At 61.9% G+C, this 22,758-nt stretch carries 18 protein-coding genes; 6 read left to right on the top strand and 12 right to left on the bottom strand.

Going from position 1 to position 22,758, the window contains the following annotated elements; translation table 11 throughout:
- Positions 1–41 precede the first annotated feature (41 nt).
- The 6 genes from HU811_RS12715 to mreB form a co-directional block, all read right to left on the bottom strand.
- Entirely contained in the window at positions 42–3,845 is a 3,804-nt protein-coding gene (locus HU811_RS12715; RefSeq protein WP_186656185.1) for a YhdP family protein, read from the bottom strand.
- A gap of 61 nt (positions 3,846–3,906) precedes the next feature.
- Positions 3,907–5,364 carry a ribonuclease G gene (gene rng, locus HU811_RS12710; protein WP_047228677.1) on the bottom strand — a complete coding sequence of 486 codons (1,458 nt, stop codon included), beginning with the start codon at positions 5,362–5,364 and terminating at the stop codon, positions 3,907–3,909.
- A gap of 56 nt (positions 5,365–5,420) precedes the next feature.
- A complete protein-coding gene (locus HU811_RS12705) occupies positions 5,421–6,017 on the bottom strand; it encodes a Maf family protein (RefSeq protein WP_092394127.1) in 597 nt (198 codons plus the stop codon).
- A 43-nt stretch (positions 6,018–6,060) separates the two neighbouring features.
- Positions 6,061–6,549: a rod shape-determining protein MreD gene (gene mreD / locus HU811_RS12700; protein ID WP_047228679.1), complete on the bottom strand. Its 489-nt coding sequence runs from the start codon at positions 6,547–6,549 to the stop codon at positions 6,061–6,063.
- The gene (gene mreC, locus HU811_RS12695) at positions 6,549–7,646 is read right to left on the bottom strand and encodes a rod shape-determining protein MreC (protein WP_186656188.1); all 1,098 of its coding nucleotides are present in this window, start codon (positions 7,644–7,646) and stop codon (positions 6,549–6,551) included. The genes mreD and mreC overlap by 1 nt, the downstream gene beginning before the upstream one ends.
- Positions 7,647–7,788: 142 nt before the next feature.
- Positions 7,789–8,826: a rod shape-determining protein MreB gene (gene mreB, locus HU811_RS12690; RefSeq protein ID WP_002555108.1), complete on the bottom strand. Its 1,038-nt coding sequence runs from the start codon at positions 8,824–8,826 to the stop codon at positions 7,789–7,791.
- A 371-nt stretch (positions 8,827–9,197) separates the two neighbouring features.
- Here mreB and gatC point away from each other — a divergent pair, with 371 nt between their 5' ends.
- The 6 genes from gatC to HU811_RS12660 all read left to right on the top strand — a co-directional run bounded on the left by gatC (position 9,198) and on the right by HU811_RS12660 (position 14,450).
- Entirely contained in the window at positions 9,198–9,485 is a 288-nt protein-coding gene (gene gatC, locus HU811_RS12685) for an Asp-tRNA(Asn)/Glu-tRNA(Gln) amidotransferase subunit GatC (RefSeq protein ID WP_047228681.1), read from the top strand.
- A 16-nt stretch (positions 9,486–9,501) separates the two neighbouring features.
- Positions 9,502–10,953 carry an Asp-tRNA(Asn)/Glu-tRNA(Gln) amidotransferase subunit GatA gene (gatA, locus tag HU811_RS12680; RefSeq protein WP_186656183.1) on the top strand — a complete coding sequence of 484 codons (1,452 nt, stop codon included), beginning with the start codon at positions 9,502–9,504 and terminating at the stop codon, positions 10,951–10,953.
- A gap of 10 nt (positions 10,954–10,963) precedes the next feature.
- On the top strand, positions 10,964–12,409 hold the full coding sequence (gatB, locus tag HU811_RS12675) for an Asp-tRNA(Asn)/Glu-tRNA(Gln) amidotransferase subunit GatB (RefSeq protein ID WP_047228683.1): 1,446 nt from the start codon (positions 10,964–10,966) through the stop codon (positions 12,407–12,409).
- 181 nt (positions 12,410–12,590) lie between these two features.
- Positions 12,591–12,968 (top strand): septal ring lytic transglycosylase RlpA family protein, encoded by a 378-nt coding sequence (locus HU811_RS12670; protein ID WP_186656181.1) that lies wholly within the window; start codon positions 12,591–12,593, stop codon positions 12,966–12,968.
- Between the two features lie 49 nt (positions 12,969–13,017).
- Positions 13,018–14,073 (top strand): calcium/sodium antiporter, encoded by a 1,056-nt coding sequence (locus HU811_RS12665; protein WP_186656187.1) that lies wholly within the window; start codon positions 13,018–13,020, stop codon positions 14,071–14,073.
- On the top strand, positions 14,070–14,450 hold the full coding sequence (locus HU811_RS12660; protein ID WP_003177973.1) for a carboxymuconolactone decarboxylase family protein: 381 nt from the start codon (positions 14,070–14,072) through the stop codon (positions 14,448–14,450). The genes HU811_RS12665 and HU811_RS12660 overlap by 4 nt, the downstream gene beginning before the upstream one ends.
- A 135-nt stretch (positions 14,451–14,585) precedes the next feature.
- Here HU811_RS12660 and HU811_RS12655 read toward each other — a convergent pair whose 3' ends face one another.
- From HU811_RS12655 to HU811_RS12630, 6 genes are all read right to left on the bottom strand, one after another.
- A complete protein-coding gene (locus HU811_RS12655) occupies positions 14,586–15,527 on the bottom strand; it encodes an AEC family transporter (RefSeq protein ID WP_186656180.1) in 942 nt (313 codons plus the stop codon).
- Between the two features lie 275 nt (positions 15,528–15,802).
- Positions 15,803–17,356: a galactarate dehydratase gene (gene garD, locus HU811_RS12650; protein ID WP_186656177.1), complete on the bottom strand. Its 1,554-nt coding sequence runs from the start codon at positions 17,354–17,356 to the stop codon at positions 15,803–15,805.
- 13 nt (positions 17,357–17,369) lie between these two features.
- Positions 17,370–18,734, bottom strand: coding sequence for an MFS transporter (locus tag HU811_RS12645; protein ID WP_186656175.1), 1,365 nt, complete (start codon positions 18,732–18,734; stop codon positions 17,370–17,372).
- Positions 18,735–18,818: 84 nt separating this feature from the next.
- Positions 18,819–20,264 carry an aldehyde dehydrogenase family protein gene (locus HU811_RS12640; RefSeq protein ID WP_186656173.1) on the bottom strand — a complete coding sequence of 482 codons (1,446 nt, stop codon included), beginning with the start codon at positions 20,262–20,264 and terminating at the stop codon, positions 18,819–18,821.
- 129 nt (positions 20,265–20,393) lie between these two features.
- A complete protein-coding gene (gene kdgD, locus HU811_RS12635; RefSeq protein WP_186656171.1) occupies positions 20,394–21,305 on the bottom strand; it encodes a 5-dehydro-4-deoxyglucarate dehydratase in 912 nt (303 codons plus the stop codon).
- 488 nt (positions 21,306–21,793) lie between these two features.
- A complete protein-coding gene (locus HU811_RS12630; RefSeq protein WP_092394154.1) occupies positions 21,794–22,540 on the bottom strand; it encodes a FadR/GntR family transcriptional regulator in 747 nt (248 codons plus the stop codon).
- Positions 22,541–22,758 lie beyond the last annotated feature (218 nt).

Here is a 22,758-nt window from a genome sequence, read left to right as displayed (position 1 = left end):
CGCGAGCAGGCTCGCTCCCACAAGGGGATTGTCATCGCCTGTCAGAACGGCTTGTCGAAGGTAATCTTCGGCTCTTTCCACGGGCCCTTGACGTCGTATCTTACGCTGGCAAAGCGCGCCACACGGTCGCCGATCAGTTTGTCGATCAGAAACAGCGCCCCACCCACCGCTGGCGCGCCGACAATCAGCGCTGCAATGGGCAGGTTGTTGGTCACCGGCAGCGTCACCTGTAACTTGGCGTCGACCCGGTCGGCCACCATATCCAACGTTCCGTTGAGTTCCAGATTACTCGACGGCCCCGTCAGGGTGATCGGTTCACGGGTCACATAGACACCGTCGCTGGCCACCAGCAGCCCCTTGACCCGATCGTAGCTCAAGCCTTTGCCGAACAGGTCAGAGAAGTCCAGACGCAAGCGTCGGCCGATGGAGTTGAAATTCAACAGACCGAACACCCGCAACGCTTGAGCGCCCCCTTCTACCTCGACGAACTGCCCCTTGTTCAGCGACGCATCGAGACTCCCGGAAAAACGTTTCGTGGCGACCCATGCCGGTGAGCCGGGCCAGCGCCCATCGACATCCAGATGGAATTTCTGGCTGGTCACGCTCGGCGCATAGCCCCAGCCCTTGAGCACATCGGCCAGGTTCTTGCCACCGATGCGGCCTTTGTACCAACTGCTGGTGGAACCGGGGACACCTTCCCAGCCGCCATTGCCGCTCAAGACCATGCCCTTGAGGCCCATATCCAGGTTGTTCAAGGCAATGCCCTTGCCTGTCGGACGCACCTTCAACGACCAGGCCCCAATGAGGTCGGGCCCCTGGAACAACTGGTCAATGACAATATCCATGGCCGGAATGTTGCTGGGATCGACCGAGGCCAGCGGGTCCGGCGCGTTTTCGTCGGTCTGGACCGTCGGGTCGGCGGCCGGCAGACGAATGTAGTCAAGCTTGATACCGATCGGTGCAGCCTTCGCGTCCGGCAGACTGGCGGTGCCCTTGGCCTGCTCGCTGGCAAGTCGCAAAGCCCAGGCGTCAGGTTTGCGGTCCAGTTGCACCGACGCCCGGTCCAGGGTCGTGCCCATGGCAGTGAGCTTGCCGATGTTCAGATCAACACTGCTGAGCAGTTGTTTGGCGCTACCGCCCGGATCCTGCCCCGCATACTTGCCCACCAGCTCTTGCCACGGACTGACATCCAGTTCCGATAATGTCCCGCGCAGGCGCAGGCCCTTGCCTCCTGGCAGAATCGCATCACCGCTACCGAGCAAGAGCTCACCGCGACCGTCTGCAACCTGTCCGTTCGGCGCCGCGTAGGTGAAGCTGGCCAGGTCGCCATAATCCACCCAGTAACGGCGCTCGGCGCCTTGCAAGGTCATGCGAAACACCGTGTCACGCCCGGCATCGGCCGCCAGACCGAAAGGCGCGGGCAGATCCACGGCCACGCCCTTGAGACTGGAACTGACCGACAGTTGGCTGTCGGCACCGTCGAGGATCACCTGCAACTGATACGGCACCACCCCGGCCACCGGCAATGGCTGTGTAACCTTCAGCCAGTCAGTGAGTTTCTTGACCTCCACCTGTCCGGAGGCGGCCACCCGCGTCGTCAGTTCACCAGCACGGCCTTCGGCAAAAATCTGCGCGGTCACGGGCCGGTCGAACGCCCTGGCCGCGATATTCTTGCCGCTCAGTCCTTTGTTGCTGTCGAAGCGGAAATCGCCCCTGAGCTGCGTCAGCTCCAGCACCGGCTCGCTGAGCTTGAGCCGGGCCTTGTCGGTCTTGAAGTCCACCAGGATCTTCGGTTCTTCGCCTTTCGCCAAAGGAATATCCAGCTTCACACTGCCTTGCAGGCCGCCCTCGCCTTCCCAGCCGGCGAACGTCTGCGCCGTACCGATCGGCGCCGTCTGCAGGATTTTCAAACCGTCGCCCAAGCCACCGGCGAACTCGCCGTCCAACAGCAGATGGGAGTTCTGGCCGCTGGGCACATGGGGGATGTTCACCGAAACATTCCTGACCTGGGTGTCCAGTAACTGCCCCTGGCTTGCAAAGATACGCACGCCGCTGTCTTCGACGAAAACATCACCGCTGACCTTGCTCACCGAAGGCCAACCCGGCTGAAACGCCAGCTCGGCATCATGCACCTTGAAAAACAGGCTGATGCTGCGAGCCGCGTCTTCGGCGCCCTGGTTCAGCGAACCTTGATACTGGAAAAACCCCTGATCCACCGCGCCCTTGACGATTGCGGTGCGCAGCCACTCATCCAGAGCAGGGCTCAGGACAGCAGGCAGGTACTTGGCGGTATAGCGCCCGTCGCCATCCACCAGGCCGACCCGCAGGTCCATGTAGTCTTCCTGGCTGTGGTCAAAATGCAGGCGAATCAGGAAGTCACCGGCAATCCGGCCCTCCTCCCCCAGTACTTTCAGGTACGGTGCAATCAGCGTGAAACCTTGTTTGTCCAGCTTCCAGGTCAACCGGGCGTTGGCCTGCAAGTATTGCCAGGGCTTGGCGAAGATAGGGTCCAGGTGCAGGGAAAAATCCTTGCTGTCCATGCGCAGCTCGCCGCCGCCCAGGTCGCCGCTCAGGCTCCCGGACACGTTGCGTGCCGCCGGGGCGCCGCGATAGGCATCAAAGCCTACGGTGTCCAGGTTGGTGGCGAAGCTGACTTTCTGATCACCGCTGTTCTGCGGGCGGTAGTCCACCAGCACGTTGCGCAGGCCGCCCGTGAACTTGAGCCGGTCGATCGCCGTGGCAACGCCTTCAGGCAACGGCGCCAGGGCATGGAGCAACGGCGTCAGCGGTGTGAGGTCGAGACGATCAGCCTGCACGTGCCAGAGTTCTTCGGTTTTTTCGGTGGCGTTGTTCTGTTGCAACTGCAGGCGCGATTCCCAACGGGTTTCGCCCAGGCTCATTGCCAGGGAATCGAAGGTTGCGCTGAATCCCTCGCCACTGCGCTGGAAATACCCGTTGAGCGCCAGGTTATGGATCTGTACCGGCTTGCGCTCGGCATAGGCGCCCTGGATGTCCGGCGCGTTCAGTCGAATGGCCGCGCTTTGCACGGTGCCCGCCCCCCAGCTCAGCCAGAACTCTGCGCCCGCCTTGATCCGGGAAAAATGCCATTGTCGGGTCAGGCGTTCCGGCAGCCATTTGGACCAATCGCTTTGCGGCAGGCTCAGGTAGACATCGGCCTGGCCGCTCTTCCAGTCGCTGGCGCGGATACGGGTGCGCAGGTTGATCGCGACGGGCTGGCCGTCAGGCAGGGTCAGTCGTGCATCCAGACGCTGACGGGCAATACCGGTGCGCAGGCTCAGGCCAACATAGGTCAGGGTCAGCGGCGGTTGCTCCAGCGGCTGCAAGGTCACTTGGCTGTCGAGCACCGACAGCTTCGCGATCATCTGCATGCGTTCGAGCAGTTGCTGAGGATCCAGGGGCTGATCGTCCTGCACTGGCAGCCCCTCCAGGGCCCACTTGCCGTCGGCGCCCTCCTTGAGGCTGATCTTCAGGCCGCTGAGTTCCAGGTGAGCAATGCGCACCTGACGCGCCACCAGGCTGCCCCACAAGTCCGGCACGGCCCGTACCTGATCCAGATGCAAGGCATTGGCGCCCTCGCCGACCATCACGTCGTGGGCCAGCAAGATGGGCGCCAGGGCGCTCCAGCTACCGTCCAGGCTGCCGATATGCACGGGGATACCCAATGCTTCGCTGGCGCGGGTCTGGACCTCGGCGCGGTATTCGGCCACCAGCGGAGCCAGTTCTCGTCCGAGGCTGACATACAGTGCCACCAGCACCAACAGCAGCGCGCACAGGCCCAGGCCCCAACGGGTCAGCGCGGCCAAAATGCGTGTCAGACGCTCCATGTCAGCGGGCTCCCCTGGCAAAAGTATTCAAATCCGCGGGGCTGCCGCTCATGAAGCCACTTCAGAGCAGCACCACGTCGTATTGTTCCTGGGAATACATGGTTTCCACCTGAAAGCGAATCGTACGACCGATAAAGGCCTCCAGTTCCGCAACGTTTCCTGACTCTTCATCGAGCAGGCGATCCACCACTTTCTGGTTCGCCAACACTCTATAACCTGTGGCCTGGTAAGCGCGTGCCTCCCGGAGGATTTCCCGGAAGATTTCGTAACACACGGTTTCCGGGGTCTTGAGCTTGCCCCGGCCCTGGCAACTGCTGCACGGTTCGCACAGAACTTGCTCAAGGCTCTCGCGAGTGCGCTTGCGGGTCATCTGCACCAGGCCTAGCTCGGTGATACCGATGATGTTGGTCTTGGCGTGGTCGCGCTCAAGTTGTTTTTCCAGGGTCCGCAGCACCTGGCGCTGGTGCTCTTCATGCTCCATGTCGATGAAGTCGATGATGATGATTCCGCCCAGGTTGCGCAGGCGCAGTTGACGAGCGATGGCGGTGGCCGCTTCCAGGTTGGTCTTGAAGATGGTTTCTTCGAGGTTGCGATGGCCGACGAACGCCCCGGTGTTGACGTCAATGGTGCTCATGGCCTCGGCCGGGTCCACCACCAGATAGCCACCGGACTTGAGCGGCACCTTGCGCTCCAAGGCCTTCTGGATTTCGTCTTCGACGCCGTACAGGTCGAAAATCGGCCGCTCGCCGGGGTAATGCTCGAGACGATCAGCAATCTCCGGCATCAACTCCGCGACAAACTGGGTGGTTTTCTGGAAGGTTTCCCGGGAATCGATGCGGATTTTCTCGATCTTGGGGCTGACCAGGTCCCGCAGGGTCCGCAACGCCAGACCGAGGTCTTCGTAGATCACGCTGGGGGTGGCGATGGTCTTGATCTGATCGGCGATCTGGTCCCAGAGCCTGCGCAAGTAGCGGATGTCCATGAGAATCTCATCGGCCCCGGCCCCTTCGGCGGCGGTGCGCAGGATGAAACCTCCCGCTTCCTTGATGCCCTCTTTCTCCACGCAATCGCTGACCACCTGCTTGAGGCGCTCGCGCTCGGCTTCGTCTTCGATCTTCAGGGAAATGCCAACGTGGGCGGTACGCGGCATGTACACCAGGTAGCGCGACGGAATCGACAGCTGCGTGGTCAGGCGCGCGCCCTTGGAACCGATGGGGTCCTTGGTGACCTGGACCACCAGGCTCTGGCCTTCATGAACCAGGGCGCTGATGCTCTCCACGGCCGGGCCTTCACGCATGGATATTTCCGAGGCATGAATGAATGCCGCGCGATCCAGGCCAATGTCGACGAACGCCGCCTGCATGCCCGGCAGCACCCGCACCACCTTGCCTTTATAGATATTGCCGACGATGCCACGTTTTTGCGTGCGCTCGACGTGAACTTCTTGCAGAACACCGTTTTCAACCACCGCCACGCGCGATTCCATCGGCGTGATGTTGATCAGGATCTCTTCACTCATGGCAGGGTCTCGTTCAGGCGTGTTCACGATAATGGCCGCATCAAGTCAGACGGCGCTCAGCGCGCGCTCAGGGTTTGCCAACAGGGTATGCCGAAATGGCCCAACAGCTCCGAGGTTTCGCACAGCGGCAAGCCGACCACGGCTGAATAGCTGCCTTCAAGCCCGGCGACAAATACCGCCCCCCAGCCCTGAATACCATAGCCGCCGGCCTTGTCCCGGGGCTCACCGCTGTTCCAATAGGCTAGCGCTTGCTGCTCGGTGATGGTGCGAAAGCTCACCCGGCTGCGGACCACACGGGATTCACAACGTTGTCCGTCCAGTACGGCAATGGCGGTCAGCACCTCATGGTCACGACCGGACAGGCTCAAAAGCATCGCCATGGCGTCGGCCTGATCCAGCGGCTTGCCCAGAATCCGCCCGTCCAGCACCACGGCGGTGTCGGCGCCCAGCACGCAGCCGTCCACGCCTGCGGCCAAAACACATCGCCCGGCCTCGGCCTTGCCGCGCGCCAGGCGTTCGACATAGGCCGAAGGGGTTTCGTCATCCAGGGGAGTTTCATCGATGTCCGCATTGACGGCGGTGAATGACACGCCAATCTGTGCGAGCAACTCACGCCGACGCGGCGAGCCTGAGGCGAGGTACAGCGGTTTCATCAGGACATCTCCCTCTCAAGGTGCGGGCCAATGCCTGACCGAATCAGTTGATTTTGAAACGCAGGCGCAAGCCACGCAAACCGAAGCTGACCCACGGCCAGAGCAAGGCACTGACCAGCGCCGGCAGCACCAGCGCCAGGGTCGGCTGGCGATTGCCGGTCAGCGCGCTGAGCCACAGTTGCACCAACTGCGCCAGGCCAAAAATCACCAGGATCACCAGGCACTGCTGCCACATGGGGAACATCCGCAGCCGTTGTTGCAGCGATAGCACCAGGAACGTGATCAGCGTCAGGATCAGCGCGTTCTGCCCCAGCAACGTGCCATAAAGCACGTCCTCGGCCAGCCCCAGGCACCAGGCGGTGACCATGCCGACCTTGTGCGGCAGCGCCAGCGCCCAGAATGCCAGCAGCAGCGCCAGCCACAGCGGGCGCAGGATTTCCATGAATTGTGGCAGTGGCGAAACGCTGAGCAACAGGCCGATGGCGAACGTCAGCCAGACCATCCAACCGTTACCGGAATGTGTACTGCTCATTATTCTCGTGCTCCCCTGGTGGCTGGCGCGGCGGCCGGCGTGGAGACAGGCGGTTTGGCCGCGGGCCTTGCGGGTTGAGTCGCCGGCGCTTGGGTGGCCGGCGTCGCAGCCGGAGCGGTTGCTGGCGTTGGAGCCGGGGTCGTTGCAGCCGGGGCAGGTGCCGGTGTTGTGCCCGGGGCTGTCGCCGGGGCAACCGGGGTCGCGGTCGACTCGCCGTTCTGCCGGTCCTCGGCCTCCTGGGCCACGGCGGCGTCGTTGGCGCGCTCTTCCGGGGTGCGGTTGTCGCTGAATACCAGCAGCAGGTATCGGCTGCGATTCAGCGCAGCCGTTGGCACCGCACGCACGATGGCGAACGGCTGACCGGAGTCGTGTATGACCTCCTTGACCGTCGCCACCGGATACCCGGCCGGGAATCGCTGACCGAGACCGGAGCTGACCAGCAGGTCGCCTTCCTTGATGTCGGCGGTGTCTGCGACATGCCGCAGCTCCAGGCGCTCCGGATTACCGGTGCCGCTGGCAATCGCCCGCAAGCCGTTGCGGTTGACCTGCACGGGAATGCTATGGGTGGTATCGGTCAGCAACAGCACGCGAGAGGTATAGGGCATCAACTCCACCACCTGCCCCATCAGGCCGCGGGCATCGAGTACCGGCTGGCCGAGGACAACACCGTCGCGCTCCCCCTTGTTGATGATGATGCGATGGGTAAAGGGGTTGGGGTCCATACCGATCAACTCGGCCACTTCGACCTTCTCGTTGACCAGCGCCGAGGAATTGAGCAACTCGCGCAGCCGCACGTTCTGCTCGGTGAGGGCCGCCAGCTTCTGCATGCGTCCCTGCAACAGCAGGTTCTCGGTCTTGAGTTTTTCGTTTTCGGCCACCAACTCGGTCCGGCTGCCGAATTGGCTGGCCACACCCTGCCACAAGCGCTGCGGCAAATCGGTGATCCAGTAGGATTCCATCAATACCAGCGACATCTGGCTGCGCACTGGCTTGAGCAGCGTGAAACGGGCATCGACCACCATCAGCGCGACCGACAGCACGGTCAGCACCAGCAGGCGCACACCCAATGAGGGGCCTTTGGTGAAAAGCGGTTTAATAGGCCGCTCCTCCCAGGCAAATGTTTTCTTTATTCATACGGCATCAAACCGGCCTGGATACGAATGACAGAAGATAAACGTCAACGGGCAGCACTGCAAAGTGCTGCCCGGGGAGCGAACAACATAGACCATCCAGGCGGGCTTATTCGCTGGAGAGTAGATCCATGGTGTGCTTGTCCATCATTTCCAATGCACGGCCACCGCCGCGGGCAACGCAAGTCAGCGGGTCTTCGGCAACGATCACCGGCAAGCCGGTTTCCTGGGCCAGCAGCTTGTCGAGGTCACGCAGCAGCGCGCCACCACCGGTCAGCACCAGGCCGCGCTCGGCGATGTCCGACGCCAGTTCCGGCGGCGACTGCTCCAGAGCACTCTTGACCGCCTGCACGATGGTCGCCAGCGACTCTTGCAGCGCTTCGAGCACTTCGTTGGAGTTGAGGGTGAATGCACGTGGAACGCCTTCAGCCAGGTTACGGCCGCGAACGTCGACTTCACGCACTTCGCCGCCCGGATAGGCCGTGCCGATTTCCTGCTTGATACGCTCGGCGGTGGATTCGCCGATCAGGCTGCCGTAGTTGCGACGCACGTAGGTGATGATCGCTTCGTCGAAACGGTCGCCACCCACACGTACGGACTCGGCGTAGACCACACCGTTGAGGGAGATCAAGGCGATTTCAGTGGTACCACCACCGATGTCGACGACCATCGAACCACGGGCCTCTTCGACCGGCAGGCCGGCACCGATGGCAGCGGCCATCGGCTCTTCGATCAGGAACACTTCACGGGCACCGGCGCCAAGGGCCGACTCACGGATGGCACGACGCTCCACCTGGGTGGACTTGCAGGGCACGCAGATCAGCACTCGAGGGCTGGGCTGCAGGAAACTGTTTTCGTGAACTTTGTTGATGAAGTACTGCAGCATCTTTTCGCAGACGCTGAAGTCGGCGATCACGCCGTCCTTCATGGGGCGAATGGCTGCAATGTTGCCCGGAGTACGGCCCAGCATGCGCTTGGCTTCGGTACCGACAGCCACGACACTTTTCTGGTTACCGTGGGTGCGGATGGCCACGACCGAGGGTTCATTCAGGACGATACCGCGCTCGCGCACGTAAATAAGGGTGTTGGCAGTGCCCAGGTCAATGGAAAGATCGCTGGAAAACATGCCACGCAGTTTCTTGAACATGGGAAAGGGACCCTAGGCAACGCGTGGGTAAAAAAGTGCGGCAAACTCTAACAACGACAGGGATTTTGGGCAAGGCGCCAATATGTTAAATTGGCCGCTTTTATGTGCACCAAACCCCACAATCGCGGCCAGTGCCCTGTTTCGCAGATACGTTCCTTTTTTGACGAGTGTCTATTGTCGTCAGGCAAGGCGCCGCGACGAGTCATAGCCCGCTATGGCGAGAAGCGGCAACGCAGCATGACGGCAATAGACGCCGTCAAAAAGGAACAGTATCTGTGATACAGGGCACTGGACCGTAGAAATGCGGTAGTGTTCCGACAATCTAACACACGGACAGATTGCGTCCGTTTTGTTTTCCACTGGAGAATCCCATGGCGCTTGAACGCTCCGACGTGGAAAAAATCGCTCATCTGGCCTGTCTGGGCCTCGATGAAGCCGATCTTCCACACATTACTTCTGCCCTGAACAGCATTCTGGGGCTGGTCGACGAGATGCAGGCGGTCAACACCGACGGCATCGAACCCCTGGCCCACCCACTGGAAGCCAGCCAGCGCCTGCGCGCCGACGTCGTGACCGAGTCCAATCACCGCGAGGCCTACCAGTCCATCGCACCAGCGGTCGAAAACGGCCTGTACCTGGTTCCGAAAGTCATCGACTAAAGGGAAAGAGCCTCTCATGCATCACATGACCCTGGCCGAGATCGCCCGCGGACTCGCCGATAAAAAGTTTTCTTCCGAAGAGCTGACCCAGACCCTGCTGGCGCGCATCGCCCAGCTCGACCCGCAGCTCAACAGCTTCATCAGCCTCACCGAAGAACTGGCCCTGAGCCAGGCCAAGGCCGCCGACGCCCGTCGCGCCAACGGTGAGAGCGGCGCCCTGCTCGGCGCTCCGATTGCCCACAAGGATCTGTTCTGCACCCAAGGCATCCGCACCAGTTGCGGCTCGAAGATGCTCGACAACTTCAAGGCCCCGTACGATGCCACCGTGGTCGCCAAACTGGCCGCCGCCGGCGCCGTGACCCTGGGCAAGACCAACATGGACGAATTCGCCATGGGTTCGGCCAACGAGTCGAGCTACTACGGCGCCGTGAAAAACCCGTGGAACCTGGAACACGTACCGGGTGGTTCGTCCGGTGGTTCCGCCGCCGCCGTGGCCGCGCGCCTGTTGCCGGCCGCCACCGCCACCGACACCGGCGGTTCGATTCGCCAGCCGGCGGCATTCACCAACCTCACGGGCCTCAAGCCGACCTATGGCCGCGTCTCGCGCTGGGGCATGATCGCCTACGCCTCCAGCCTCGACCAGGGCGGCCCGCTGGCCCGCACCGCCGAAGACTGCGCGATCCTGCTGCAAGGCATGGCCGGCTTCGATCCAAACGACTCCACCAGCATCGATGAACCGGTGCCGGACTACAGCGCCAGCCTCAACGGCTCGTTGCAGGGCCTGCGCATCGGCGTGCCGAAGGAGTATTTCAGCGCCGGCCTGGACCCGCGCATCGCCGAACTGACCCACAACAGCATCAAGGCGCTGGAGAAGCTCGGCGCGGTGATCAAGCCAATCAGCCTGCCGAACATGCAGCACGCGATTCCGGCGTACTACGTGATCGCCCCGGCGGAAGCGTCCTCGAACCTGTCGCGTTTCGACGGCGTGCGCTTCGGCTATCGCTGCGAAAACCCGGACAACCTGATGGACCTGTACAAGCGTTCCCGTGGCGAAGGTTTCGGCGCCGAAGTGCAGCGCCGGATCATGGTCGGTGCCTACGCACTGTCCGCCGGCTACTACGATGCCTACTACCTCAAGGCGCAGAAAATCCGTCGTCTGGTGAAGAACGACTTCATGGCCGCCTTCAACGAGGTCGACATCATCCTTGGCCCGACCACGCCGAACCCGGCCTGGAAACTCGGCGCCAAGAGCAGCGACCCGGTCGCTGAGTACCTGGAAGACGTCTACACCATCACCGCCAACCTCGCTGGCCTGCCGGGCCTGTCCATGCCGGCCGGTTTCGTCGACGGCCTGCCGGTAGGCGTGCAGCTACTCGCGCCGTATTTCCAGGAAGGTCGCCTGCTCAATGTGGCGCACCAGTACCAGTTGAACACTGACTGGCACACCCGCACCCCAACCGGCTTCTGAGGAGAAACACATGCAATGGGAAGTCGTGATCGGGCTGGAGATTCATACCCAGCTCACCACCCGGTCGAAAATCTTTTCCGGTAGCTCCACCACCTTCGGTTCCGAGCCCAACACTCAGGCCAGCCTGGTCGACCTGGGCATGCCTGGCGTGCTGCCGGTACTCAACGCCGAAGCCGTGCGCATGGCGGTGATGTTCGGTCTGGCGATTGACGCCGAGATTGGCCAGCACAACGTATTCGCCCGCAAGAACTACTTCTACCCGGACCTGCCCAAGGGCTACCAGATCAGCCAGATGGAGTTGCCGATTGTCGGCAAGGGCCACCTGGACATCGCCCTGGAAGACGGCACGGTCAAGCGCGTCGGTATCACCCGTGCGCACCTGGAAGAAGACGCCGGCAAGAGCCTGCACGAAGAATTCAACGGCGCTACCGGCATCGACCTGAACCGTGCCGGCACGCCGTTGCTGGAAATCGTCTCCGAACCGGACATGCGCAGCGCCAAGGAAGCCGTGGCCTACGTCAAGGCGATCCACGCGCTGGTGCGCTACCTGGGCATTTGCGACGGCAACATGGCCGAAGGCTCGCTGCGTTGCGACTGCAACGTGTCGATCCGACCCAAAGGCCAGGTTGAATTCGGCACCCGCTGCGAGATCAAGAACGTCAACTCGTTCCGTTTCATCGAGAAGGCGATCAACAGCGAGATCCAGCGCCAGATCGAACTGATCGAGGACGGCGGCAAGGTCATCCAGCAGACCCGACTGTACGACCCGAACAAGGACGAGACCCGTCCGATGCGCAGTAAAGAGGAAGCCAACGACTACCGTTACTTCCCCGACCCGGACCTGCTGCCGGTGGTGATCGAGGACTCGTTCCTCAATGACGTGCGTGCCACCTTGCCGGAACTGCCACCCCAGAAACGCGAGCGCTTCCAGGCGCAGTTCGGGCTGTCGAGCTATGACGCCAACGTCCTGGCCACCAGCCGCGAACAGGCCGATTACTTCGAAAAAGTCGTGAGCATCGGCGGCGACGCCAAGCTGGCGGCCAACTGGGTGATGGTCGAGTTGGGCAGTCTGCTGAACAAGCAGGGCCTGGAGATCGACCAGTCGCCGGTGTCGGCCGAGCAACTGGGCGGCATGCTGTTGCGGATCAAGGACAACACCATTTCCGGCAAGATCGCCAAAATGGTCTTCGAAGCCATGGCCAATGGTGAAGGCAGCGCCGATGAGATCATCGAGAAGCGCGGTTTGAAGCAAGTCACCGACACCGGTGCGATCAGCGCCGTACTCGATGAAATGCTCGCGGCCAACGCCGAGCAAGTCGAGCAATACCGTGCGGCAGACGAAGCCAAGCGCGGCAAGATGTTCGGCTTCTTCGTCGGCCAGGCCATGAAAGCCTCCAAGGGCAAGGCCAACCCGCAACAGGTCAACGAACTGCTTAAAAGCAAGCTCGAGGGCTAATGACCATGGGGCCAGATCTCAAACCTGGCTCCATTTCCCCTTGTGGGAGCGAGCCTGTGGGAGCAAAGCTTGCTCGCGATGAAGACGCCTGGATCTGTCAGTGGACCGCGTTATCGTTCGTCGCGAGCAAGCTTTGCTCCCACAGGGTTTGCTCCAACATTTTGTTTTCGGAATCCTTTCCATGAAGCGTCTGTTCGCCGCCTGCGCCCTGCTGTCCCTGCTGGCCGGTTGTGCCAGCCAGAGTGGGACGGTCGATCCACACGGCTATGACCAGACCGGCGTCGCCTCTTATTACGGTGCCAGGCACCATGGCAAGCGCACCGCCAGCGGCGAGCGCTTCAACCAGCATGGCCTGACCGCCGCCCATCGCCAGCTGCCGTTCGGCACGCGGGTGAAAGTCACCAACCTGAAAAACAACGACAGTGTCGTGGTCCGCATCAACGACCGTGGCCCCTACACTCGTGGCCGCCTGATCGATGTATCCCGCGCTGCGGCCGAACAACTGGGCATGTTGCGCAGCGGCACCGCACGGGTGCGCGTGCAAGCCCTCGACGATTGATAGACGGAGCCCGGTCATTTCCCTACTCAATGCCATCCCGCTGCTGAGCCTGATCGAACTGTTCGGTGGCCTGCTGTTGCTGATCGTCGGTGCCGAACTGCTGGTGCGCGCCGCCGTGGGCCTGGCGGCGCGCCTGCAGGTGCGACCGCTGATCATCGGCTTGAGCGTGGTCGCCTTTGGCAGCAGCGCCCCGCAAATGGCCGTCAGCCTGCAAGCGACCCTGGCGCAGAACGCCGACATCGCCGTGGGCAGCGTGATCGGCAGCAGCATCTTCAACATCCTCGTCACTCTCGGATTGTCGGCCCTGATCATTCCGCTGCGGGTCTCGCGTCAACTGGTGCGCCTGGACATCCCGCTGATGATCGGCGCCAGCCTGCTGGTGTTCGTGCTGGCCTGGAACGAGGAACTGACGCAACTGGACGGCGTACTGCTGTTGATGGCCCTGGCGGTGTACCTGGGCCTGTTGCTGCGCCAGTCGCGACATTCGGGACGACCGCATGGGATGGACGTGGCACAAGTGTCATGGCCCAAGAGCCTGTCGATGATGGTCGTGGGCCTGGCGATGCTGATTTTCGCCGGGCACTTGCTGTTGGGCGCGGCGGTGGAAGTGGCGACGGACCTGGGGCTGTCGGAACGCATCATCGGCCTGACCATCGTCGCCGTCAGCACCTCACTGCCGGAACTCGCCACCTCGCTGATCGCCGCCCTGCGGGGCCAGCGGGACATTGCCGTGGGCAACGTGATCGGCAGCAACCTGTTCAACCTGCTGGGCGTGCTGGGCGTGACCGCCCTCGCCGCGCCCTCGCCGCTCTCGGTGTCCCCCAATGCTCTGGATTTCGACCTGCCAGTGATGCTCGGCGTGGCGGTGCTGTGCCTGCCGGTGTTTTACTCCGGCTACCGTGTCACCCGCGCCGAAGGCCTGCTGTTTTTGGGCTTGTACCTGGCCTATGGGCTGCATGTGGTGTCGTTCACCACCGGCATGCCCCTGGCCGGGCAACTGGAACGGCTGATGCTGTTCTATGTGCTGCCGGCCTTGCTCGCGTTTTTGCTGTTCACCTCCTTGCGCGCCTGGCGCCGTCAACACCACAAGAGGGATTTGCCATGACCGACACTCCAAAGACCGGCCTGGACATGCGTCGCCAAGTGATGGGCGACGCGTTCGTCGACCGTGCCCTGGGCAACGCCACCGAATTCACCCAGCCGCTGCAGGACTTCGTCAACGAACACGCCTGGGGCAGCGTCTGGAGCCGCGAAGGCCTGCCGCTCAAAACCCGCAGCCTGATCACCCTCGCCGCCCTCACCGCCCTCAAATGCCCGCAGGAACTCAAAGGCCACGTGCGCGGGGCCTTGAACAATGGCTGTACGGTTGAGGAGATTCGCGAGGCATTGCTGCATTGCGCGGTGTATGCGGGAGTGCCGGCGGCAATCGATGCATTCAGGGCGGCGCAGGAAGTGATCGATAGTTATCAAAAACCTGAGTGACAGTTCGATTGCTATCGCGAGCAGGCTCGCTCCCACAGGGATCGCAGGCGTACTGGAAACTTGTGTACACCGACCATCCACTGTGGGAGCGAGCCTGCTCGCGATTGGGCCTCAAGAACACCGCCAACCCAAGCCTTAGATCCACCCACCCCACTGCAACACAAAAATCCCCAGGTTGGTGGTAATTGCCGCCATCAGCGTGGTGATGACGATGATCGCCGCGGCCAGTTCATGGTTGCCATCGGCGGCGCGGGCCATGACGTAACTGGCGGCGGCGGTGGGGCTGCCAAAGTACAGGAACAGAATTCCCAGCTCCGCCCCGCGAAAGCCCCAGAGCCAGGCGCCGAGGGTGGCCAGCAACGGCAGGCCGATCATTTTTACCAGGCTCGAACTCAGGGCCATCTTGCCGCTTTTGCGCAGCGCCGCCAGCGACAGCGTGCCGCCGATGCAGATCAACGCCAGGGGCAAAGTCATCTGGGCAAGGTATTTGGCCGAGGTTTCGAACCAGTTCGGCAGGCCGATCTGCCAATAGGCCAACGGCGTGGCCACGACCACACTGATGATCAGCGGGTTGCTGACCACGCTTTTGCAGATGCTCCAGGGATCGGACTTGATCACCGGGCTGTAGACCGCCAGCACGATGGTCGACAGGGTGTTGTAGAACAGGATCACCAGCGCCGCGAGAATCGACCCCAGGGAAATCCCGTAATCGCCATACATGCTCGCCGCCAGCGCCAGGCCGATCACACCGTTGTTGCCGCGAAACGCGCCCTGGGTATAGATGCCACGGTCCTCACGTGGGCACCGCCAGATCGCCCAGCCCCAGGCCACGGCAAAGCACACCAGAGTGGCAATGGAGAAATAGATCAGCAGGTCCGGCTGCAATGCCGCGTGGAGATCGGCATGCAGGATGCCGAGGAACAACAGCGCCGGCATGGTGACGTTGAACACCAGGGACGAGGCGATGTGAATGAAGTTGTCGTTGATCCAGTAAATGCGCTTGAGCAGTGTCCCCAGAAACAACATGGCAAACACCGGCGCGGTGATGTTCAGGGTTTCGAGGAAAATTGCCAGCATGCCGGGGACCTTGAGAAGGGTGTCGTTAGGTGGCTAATGATAGCCACTAACGACGTTGGCGTCTGGTGAAGCGCTATCGTCGGATCGCCGCCCGGAGCAAGCGCGCTCCCACATTTTGTTCTTGGGTGAACGCAGAATCTACATTCACCGCAAATCCCCTGTGGGAGCGGGCTTGCCCGCGAAGACGGCGGCACATCCAACCTCAATGCAAACTGAACCACCGCATTCGCGAGCAAGCCCGCTCCCACTCTGGGTCTCCAGCGATCACGCAATCATCAAGTAATCGGCGCCGGGTTGAACAAGGTGATGTCGTTGTACAGCTTGTGCTGCTCGGCCCAGGTCTGTTTCTTGCCGCTGGCCACGTCCAGGTAGTAGTGGAACAGTTCCCAGCCCAGTTCCTCGATGGAGGCGCGCCCAGTGGCGATACGGCCGGCGTCGATGTCGATCAGGTCGGGCCAGCGCTGGGCCAGTTCGGTGCGGGTCGAGACCTTCACCACCGGCGCCATGGCCAAGCCGTACGGCGTGCCACGGCCGGTGGTGAACACGTGCAGGTTCATCCCCGCCGCCAGTTGCAACGTACCGCAGACAAAATCACTGGCTGGCGTGGCGCAGAAGATCAACCCCTTTTGCTTGAAGCGCTCGCCCGGGCCAAGCACGCCGTTGATGGCGCTGCTGCCGGATTTGACGATCGAGCCCAGGGATTTTTCGACGATGTTCGACAGCCCGCCCTTCTTGTTGCCCGGCGTGGTGTTGGCACTGCGATCGGCCTCGCCCTTGGCCAGGTAACGGTCGTACCAGTCCATCTCGCGCACCAGCTCCTGGGCGACTTCCCGGGTTTGCGCCCGGGAGGTCAGCAGATAGATCGCATCGCGCACTTCGGTGACTTCGGAAAACATCACCGTCGCCCCGGCCCGCAATAACAAGTCCGAGGCATAACCCAAGGCTGGGTTGGCGGTGATGCCGGAAAACGCATCGCTGCCGCCGCACTGCATGCCCAGGATCAGCTCCGAGGCCGGCACGGTTTCGCGGCGGCGCAGGTCAAGTTTCTTCAGGCGGGTTTCGGCCAGTTCCATGATCTGCTCGATCATCTCGGTGAAACCGTGACTGGAGTCCTGCAAGCGATACAGCCACGGCTCGCTGAGGTCCACCGAGCTGTCGTTCTCATGCATCACCTGCCCGGCCTGCAATTTCTCGCAGCCCAGGCTGATCACCAGCGCTTCGCCACCCAGGTTCGGGTTGCGTGCCAGATTGCGCACGGTGCGGATCGGGATATACGCGTCGGTGGCGGTGATTGCCACGCCGCAGCCGTAGCTGTGGGTCAGCGCCACCACGTCATCGACGTTCGGGTACTTGGGCAGCAATTCGTCCTTGATGCGCTTGACCGCATGGTCCAGCACCCCGGTCACGCACTGCACCGTGGTGGTGATGCCGAGGATGTTGCGCGTGCCGACGGTGCCATCGGCGTTGCGATAGCCTTCGAAGGTGTAGCCCTCCAGCGGCGCATCGGCCACCGGCACATCGGTGGACAGCGGCAAGCTGTCCAGCGGCGGCGCGGTGGGCATGCGCAGCTGGTCTTCCTTGACCCAACTGCCACGAGGGATCGGTTGCAGCGCGTAGCCAATGACCTGGCCGTAACGAATCACCTCGCCGCCCTCGGGAATATCTTCCAGGGTGACCTTGTGGCTCTGCGGTACAAAGTCCACGGTGACCAGGCCATCCGGGAACTCGGTTCCGGCTGGCACGCCCTGGTCGTTTACCACAATGACCACGTTGTCCCGCTCGTTCAGGCGGATGTAACGGGGCGAATCGGCATGTTCAATCAGTTGCATCGACATCGCTCCTTCAGGATTTCGCTTCAGACAGGCTGGACAATTGGTCATCCCGGGCCGTGGGTTCTTTGAGCACGACACGTTTGATCGGCCCGACGATCACCAGGTAGCTGAACACCGCCATCAGCGCGTTGCAGCCCACGAACACCAGCGCCCATTTGAACGAACCGGTGGAGCTGATGATGTAGCCGATAACGATCGGCGTGGTGATCGATGCCAGGTTGCCGAAGGTGTTGAACAGGCCGCCGCTCAGACCGGCGATCTGTTTTGGCGAGGTATCGGACACCACGGCCCACCCCAGTGCGCCTACGCCTTTACCGAAAAAGGCCAGGGCCATGAAGCCCACCACCATCCACTCGATGTCGACGTAGTTGCACGCCACGATGCTGCTGGACACCAGCAGACCGGCGATGATCGGCGCCTTGCGGGCGAAGGTCAGCGAGTGGCCCTTGCGCAGGAGGTAGTCGGAAATCACCCCACCGAGCACCCCACCGATGAAACCGCAGATCGCCGGCAAGGAGGCAATGAAACCGGCCTTGAGAATGGTCATGCCGCGCTCCTGCACCAGGTACACCGGGAACCAGGTCAGGAAGAAGTAGGTGATGCCGTTGATGCAGTATTGGCCCAGGTACACGCCGAGCATCATGCGGTTGGTCAGCAGTTGGCGGATGTAATCCCACTTCGGACCGTCGCTCTTCTTACCCCTGCCCTTGTCCTGGTCCATGTCGACCATCGCGCCGTTGGCGGCGATGTGATTGAACTCGGCCTCGTTGATCATCGGGTGCTGCCGCGGGCTGTGGATAACCTTCAGCCAGACCAGCGAGAACACGATACCGACCACACCCATCACAATGAACACGTGCTGCCAGCCAAAGCGGTAGACGATCCAGCCCATCAGCGGCGCAAACAACACCGTGGCGAAATACTGGGCCGAGTTGAAAATCGCCGAAGCGGTGCCGCGTTCAGCGGTGGGGAACCAGGCCGCGACGATGCGGGCATTGCCCGGGAAGGAAGGCGCCTCGGCCAGCCCGACCAGAAAGCGCAGCATGAACAGCGCCACCACGGCGGTGGAGACGCCGAATTCACCGACATAGCCTTGCAGCACGGTGAACAGCGACCAGGTAAAAATGCTCAAGGCATAGATTTTTTTCGACCCGAACCGGTCAAGCAGCCAGCCGCCTGGGATCTGCCCGGCCACGTAGGCCCAGCCGAAGGCGGAGAAGATATAACCGAGGGTAACGGCGTCGATGCCGAGGTCTTTCTGCAGGCTGGAGCCGGCGATAGCGATGGTTGCGCGGTCGGCATAGTTGATCGTTGTCACCAGAAACAGCATGAGCAGGATCAAATAGCGGACGCGAGTCGGCTTGGTTTCTTGCATGTAAATCTACTTCCACTATTTATTTTTATACGGGAAATCTGGTGTACGGCCGGGCGGGTTGTCCCGCTCCGGCCGGTGTCGCAATTACGATCCGATGTAAGCAGTTTTCACCACGGTGTAGAACTCTTGCGCATAGCGACCTTGCTCGCGCGAGCCGTAGGACGAACCTTTGCGGCCGCCGAACGGCACATGGTAATCCACGCCGGCGGTCGGCAGATTGACCATCACCATGCCTGCCTGGGAATGACGTTTGAAGTGGTTGGCATATTTGAGCGAGGTGGTGGCGATACCGGCGGACAGACCGAACTCGGTGTCGTTGGCCATCGCCAACGCCGCCTCATAGTCAGCCACGCGCACGACGTTGGCCACCGGGCCAAAGATTTCTTCGCGGCTGATACGCATCGAGGCTTCGCTGTCGGCAAACAGCGTCGGCGCCAGGAAGTAACCTTCGGTATCGCACGTTACCAGGCCGCCACCGCTGACCAACCGCGCACCTTCGCTCTGGCCGATGTCGATGTACTTCAAGTCCTGGTTGAGCTGGGCTTCGGAAACCACCGGTCCGATATCGGTGCCGGCCTTCAAGGCATGACCGACCTTGATCGACTGCATGCGCTCGGCCATGGCAGCGACAAACTTGTCGTGGATACCGGCGGTCACGATCAGGCGGCTCGACGCCGTGCAACGCTGGCCGGTGGAGTAGAACGCGCTCTGCACCGCCAGTTCGATGGCCTGCTTGAGATCGGCGTCGTCGAGGATGATCTGCGGGTTCTTGCCGCCCATCTCCAACTGCACCTTGGCCTGGCGCGCCACGCAATTGACCGCGATCTGCCGCCCCACGCCCACGGAACCGGTGAAGCTGATACCGTCGACCTTCGGGCTGTTGACCAGGACTTCACCGACCACACGGCCGCTGCCCATCACCAGGTTGAACACACCGGCCGGGAAACCGGCGCGGGAAATGATGTCCGCCAGGGCCCAGGCACAACCTGGCACCAATTCGGCGGGCTTGATCACCACACAGTTGCCGTAGGCCAGCGCCGGGGCGATCTTCCAGGCAGGGATTGCGATCGGGAAGTTCCACGGCGTGATCAGGCCGACCACACCCAGCGCTTCACGAGTGACTTCGACGTTGACACCCGGGCGCACCGACGGCAGGTAATCGCCCGACAGACGCAGGCACTCGCCCGCAAAAAACTTGAAAATGTTGCCGGCCCGGGTCACTTCGCCAATGGCTTCGGGCAGGGTCTTACCCTCTTCCCGGGCCAGCAGTTGGCCGAGTTCTTCGCGGCGGGCGAGGATCTCGCTGCCGACTTTGTCCAGCGCATCGTGACGGGCCTGGATGCCCGAGGTCGACCAGGCCGGAAACGCGGCGCGGGCGGCTTCGATGGCGGCATTGACTTGAGCTGCATCAGCCTTGGCGTATTCACCAATGACATCGGACAAGTCAGACGGGTTGATGTTGGTGCAATAGTCGGCACCGGCCACCCACTGACCGTTGATGTAGTTATCGAAACGCTTTGAATCTGCCACGGAGCTACTCCTTCTACAATAGCTGTCTAGGAACGCAGAGCGTCCCTGGCTGCGCTCCCACGCAGAGCATGGGAACGATCAAGCCTTACGCAAAAAGCCGCTGATTGCTCAGCGGCTTTGTAGGGTCTGTTACTGCTTGCCTTGCTTGTCGATCAGCGCGGCCAGGGCTTCGTATTCTTCTGGCAGCAGGTCGGTCAGCGGCGTGCGCACGGGACCTGCGTCATAGCCAACGATCTTCGCGCCAGCCTTGACGATGCTCACTGCATAACCGGCCTTGCGGTTACGAATGTCCAGGTAAGGCAGGAAGAAGTCGTCGATGATCTTGCCGACGGTCTCGTGATCCTCACGGGCAATGGCGTGGTAGAAATCCATCGCGGTTTTCGGGATGAAGTTGAACACCGCCGAAGAGTAGACCGGCACGCCCAGGGCCTTGTAGGCCGCGGCATAGACTTCTGCGGTCGGCAGGCCGCCCAGGTAGCTGAAACGATCGCCGAGACGACGGCGGATCGACACCATCAATTCGATATCGCCCAGGCCATCCTTATAGCCGATCAGGTTCGGGCAGCGCTCGGCCAGTTGCTCCAAGTGCGTGGCGTTCAGGCGGCAGACGTTGCGGTTGTACACCACCACGCCGATCTTCACCGATTTGCACACGGCTTCAACGTGGGCGGCTACGCCGTCCTGGCTGGCTTCGGTCAGGTAGTGCGGCAGCAGCAACAGGCCCTTGGCGCCCAGACGCTCGGCTTCCTGAGCGTACTCAATGGCCTGGCGGGTCGCGCCACCGACACCGGCGAGAATTGGCACGCTGGTGGCGCAGGTATCAACAGCTGTCTTGATGACTTGCGAATACTCGCTGGCGGCCAGGGAGAAAAACTCACCGGTGCCACCAGCCGCGAAAAGTGCCGAGGCGCCATACGGGGCCAGCCACTCGAGGCGCTTGACGTAGTTGGCGCGATTGAAATCGCCTTGAGCAGTGAAATCGGTGACCGGGAAAGACAGCAGGCCAGACGAGAGGATGGACTTCAGTTCTTGTGGATTCATTATTCGAACACCCTGGACGCAAATGTTGTGTTGTAGGAAACGGTTCAGCTTCATGAGAAGTTGTAAGTCATCGTACAACTTAAAATACGAACGTCAACTGCATTTCGTCTTTTGTCGAATGCCAGGTCCAGGGGGATTTGTGGCCAAGCCTTGTAACTCGCGGCTTTTGAGCAGATTGGAAGACCGCTCAAACTTGCCCTCGCCAAGGAGCAAGGCCGCTCATCGTCACTGTCAACGCTGCCAACAGGCGCCCCGGCGGCAAAGGGCTTGCTCCCCCCACCGGGCTGCGTCCTAGAAGCTATGTAAGAGCTAGGTAGGAGCCGTGTAGGAGCTGTCGAGTGCAACGAGGCTGCGATCTTGCTCCAGGCAATGAGGTCGCAAGTGAAAGATCAAGATCAAAAGATCGCAGCCTTCGGCAGCTCCTACAGAGCGCCTACGATGCAGCCCAGCGCAAGCAAGCCCCTCACCACAAGAGCAGTGACGAGCGGCTAGCCCTGGGCCTGCGCCTCTTCATGCGCCTGGCGCAGCCGCTCGCGGCTGTTGGTCAGGTGCAAGCGCATGGCCGCGCGGGCCGCGTCGGAGTCTTGGCGGGCGATGGCTTCGTAGATTTCCTCGTGCTCGCGGCTCAGGCGATCCATGTAGTGCTGGTGGTCGTCGTGAGCCAGGCGCGCCGAGTTCAGCCGGGTGCGCGGGATGATGCTGGTGCCCAGGTGGGTCATGATGTCAGTGAAGTAGCGGTTGCCGGTGGACAGGGCGATTTCCAGGTGGAAGGCGAAATCCGAGGCCACCGCGTCGCTGGCGTGGGCCGCGCTTTCGTTCAGCGCATCCAGGGCCGCGCGCATCGCCGCCAGTTGCTCGTCGCTGCGACGCTGGGCTGCAAGGCCTGCCGATTCCACTTCCAGGCTGATGCGCAACTCCAGGATCGCCAGCACGTCACGCAAGGTGACCACCGTCGCCGGGTCGATGCGAAAGCCGCTCGGGCTGGGCGTGTCCAGCACGAAGGTGCCGATGCCGTGGCGGGTTTCCACCTGGCCGGCGGCCTGCAAACGGGAAATCGCCTCGCGCACCACGGTGCGGCTGACGCCATGGGCTTCCATGATCGCCGACTCGGTGGGCAATTTATCGCCACGCTTGAGCAGGCCGTCGCGAATCTGCTCGGACAGCACCGTCACCAGCTCCTGCGCCAGGCTGCGGCGCTTGCGGGGAAGGCGTGGTACGTCGATCGGTCTTTCCATGTGTCTGTGTCTCGGCAAGCGGCTGAATGCGCATCATGATAGCGCAACGTGGTTGTACGATCACTTTTACAAAGTGGGCCTTTTGTTTTTTCCGGTCTGGCAAACCGAGGCGCCTTCATCCCGAGCAGGCTCGCTCCCACCTGGGATCGGGTTCGCGCGCATAACCATCAGGCTCACCCCAAACTCAATGTGGGAGCGGGCTTGCTCGCGAAATCGGT

This window comes from Pseudomonas tehranensis (assembly GCF_014268615.1).
Classification (GTDB): Bacteria; Pseudomonadota; Gammaproteobacteria; order Pseudomonadales; family Pseudomonadaceae; genus Aquipseudomonas; species Aquipseudomonas tehranensis.
The sequence above is the reverse complement of the archived record's forward strand: the minus strand, read 5'-3'. Positions and strand labels throughout refer to the sequence as shown.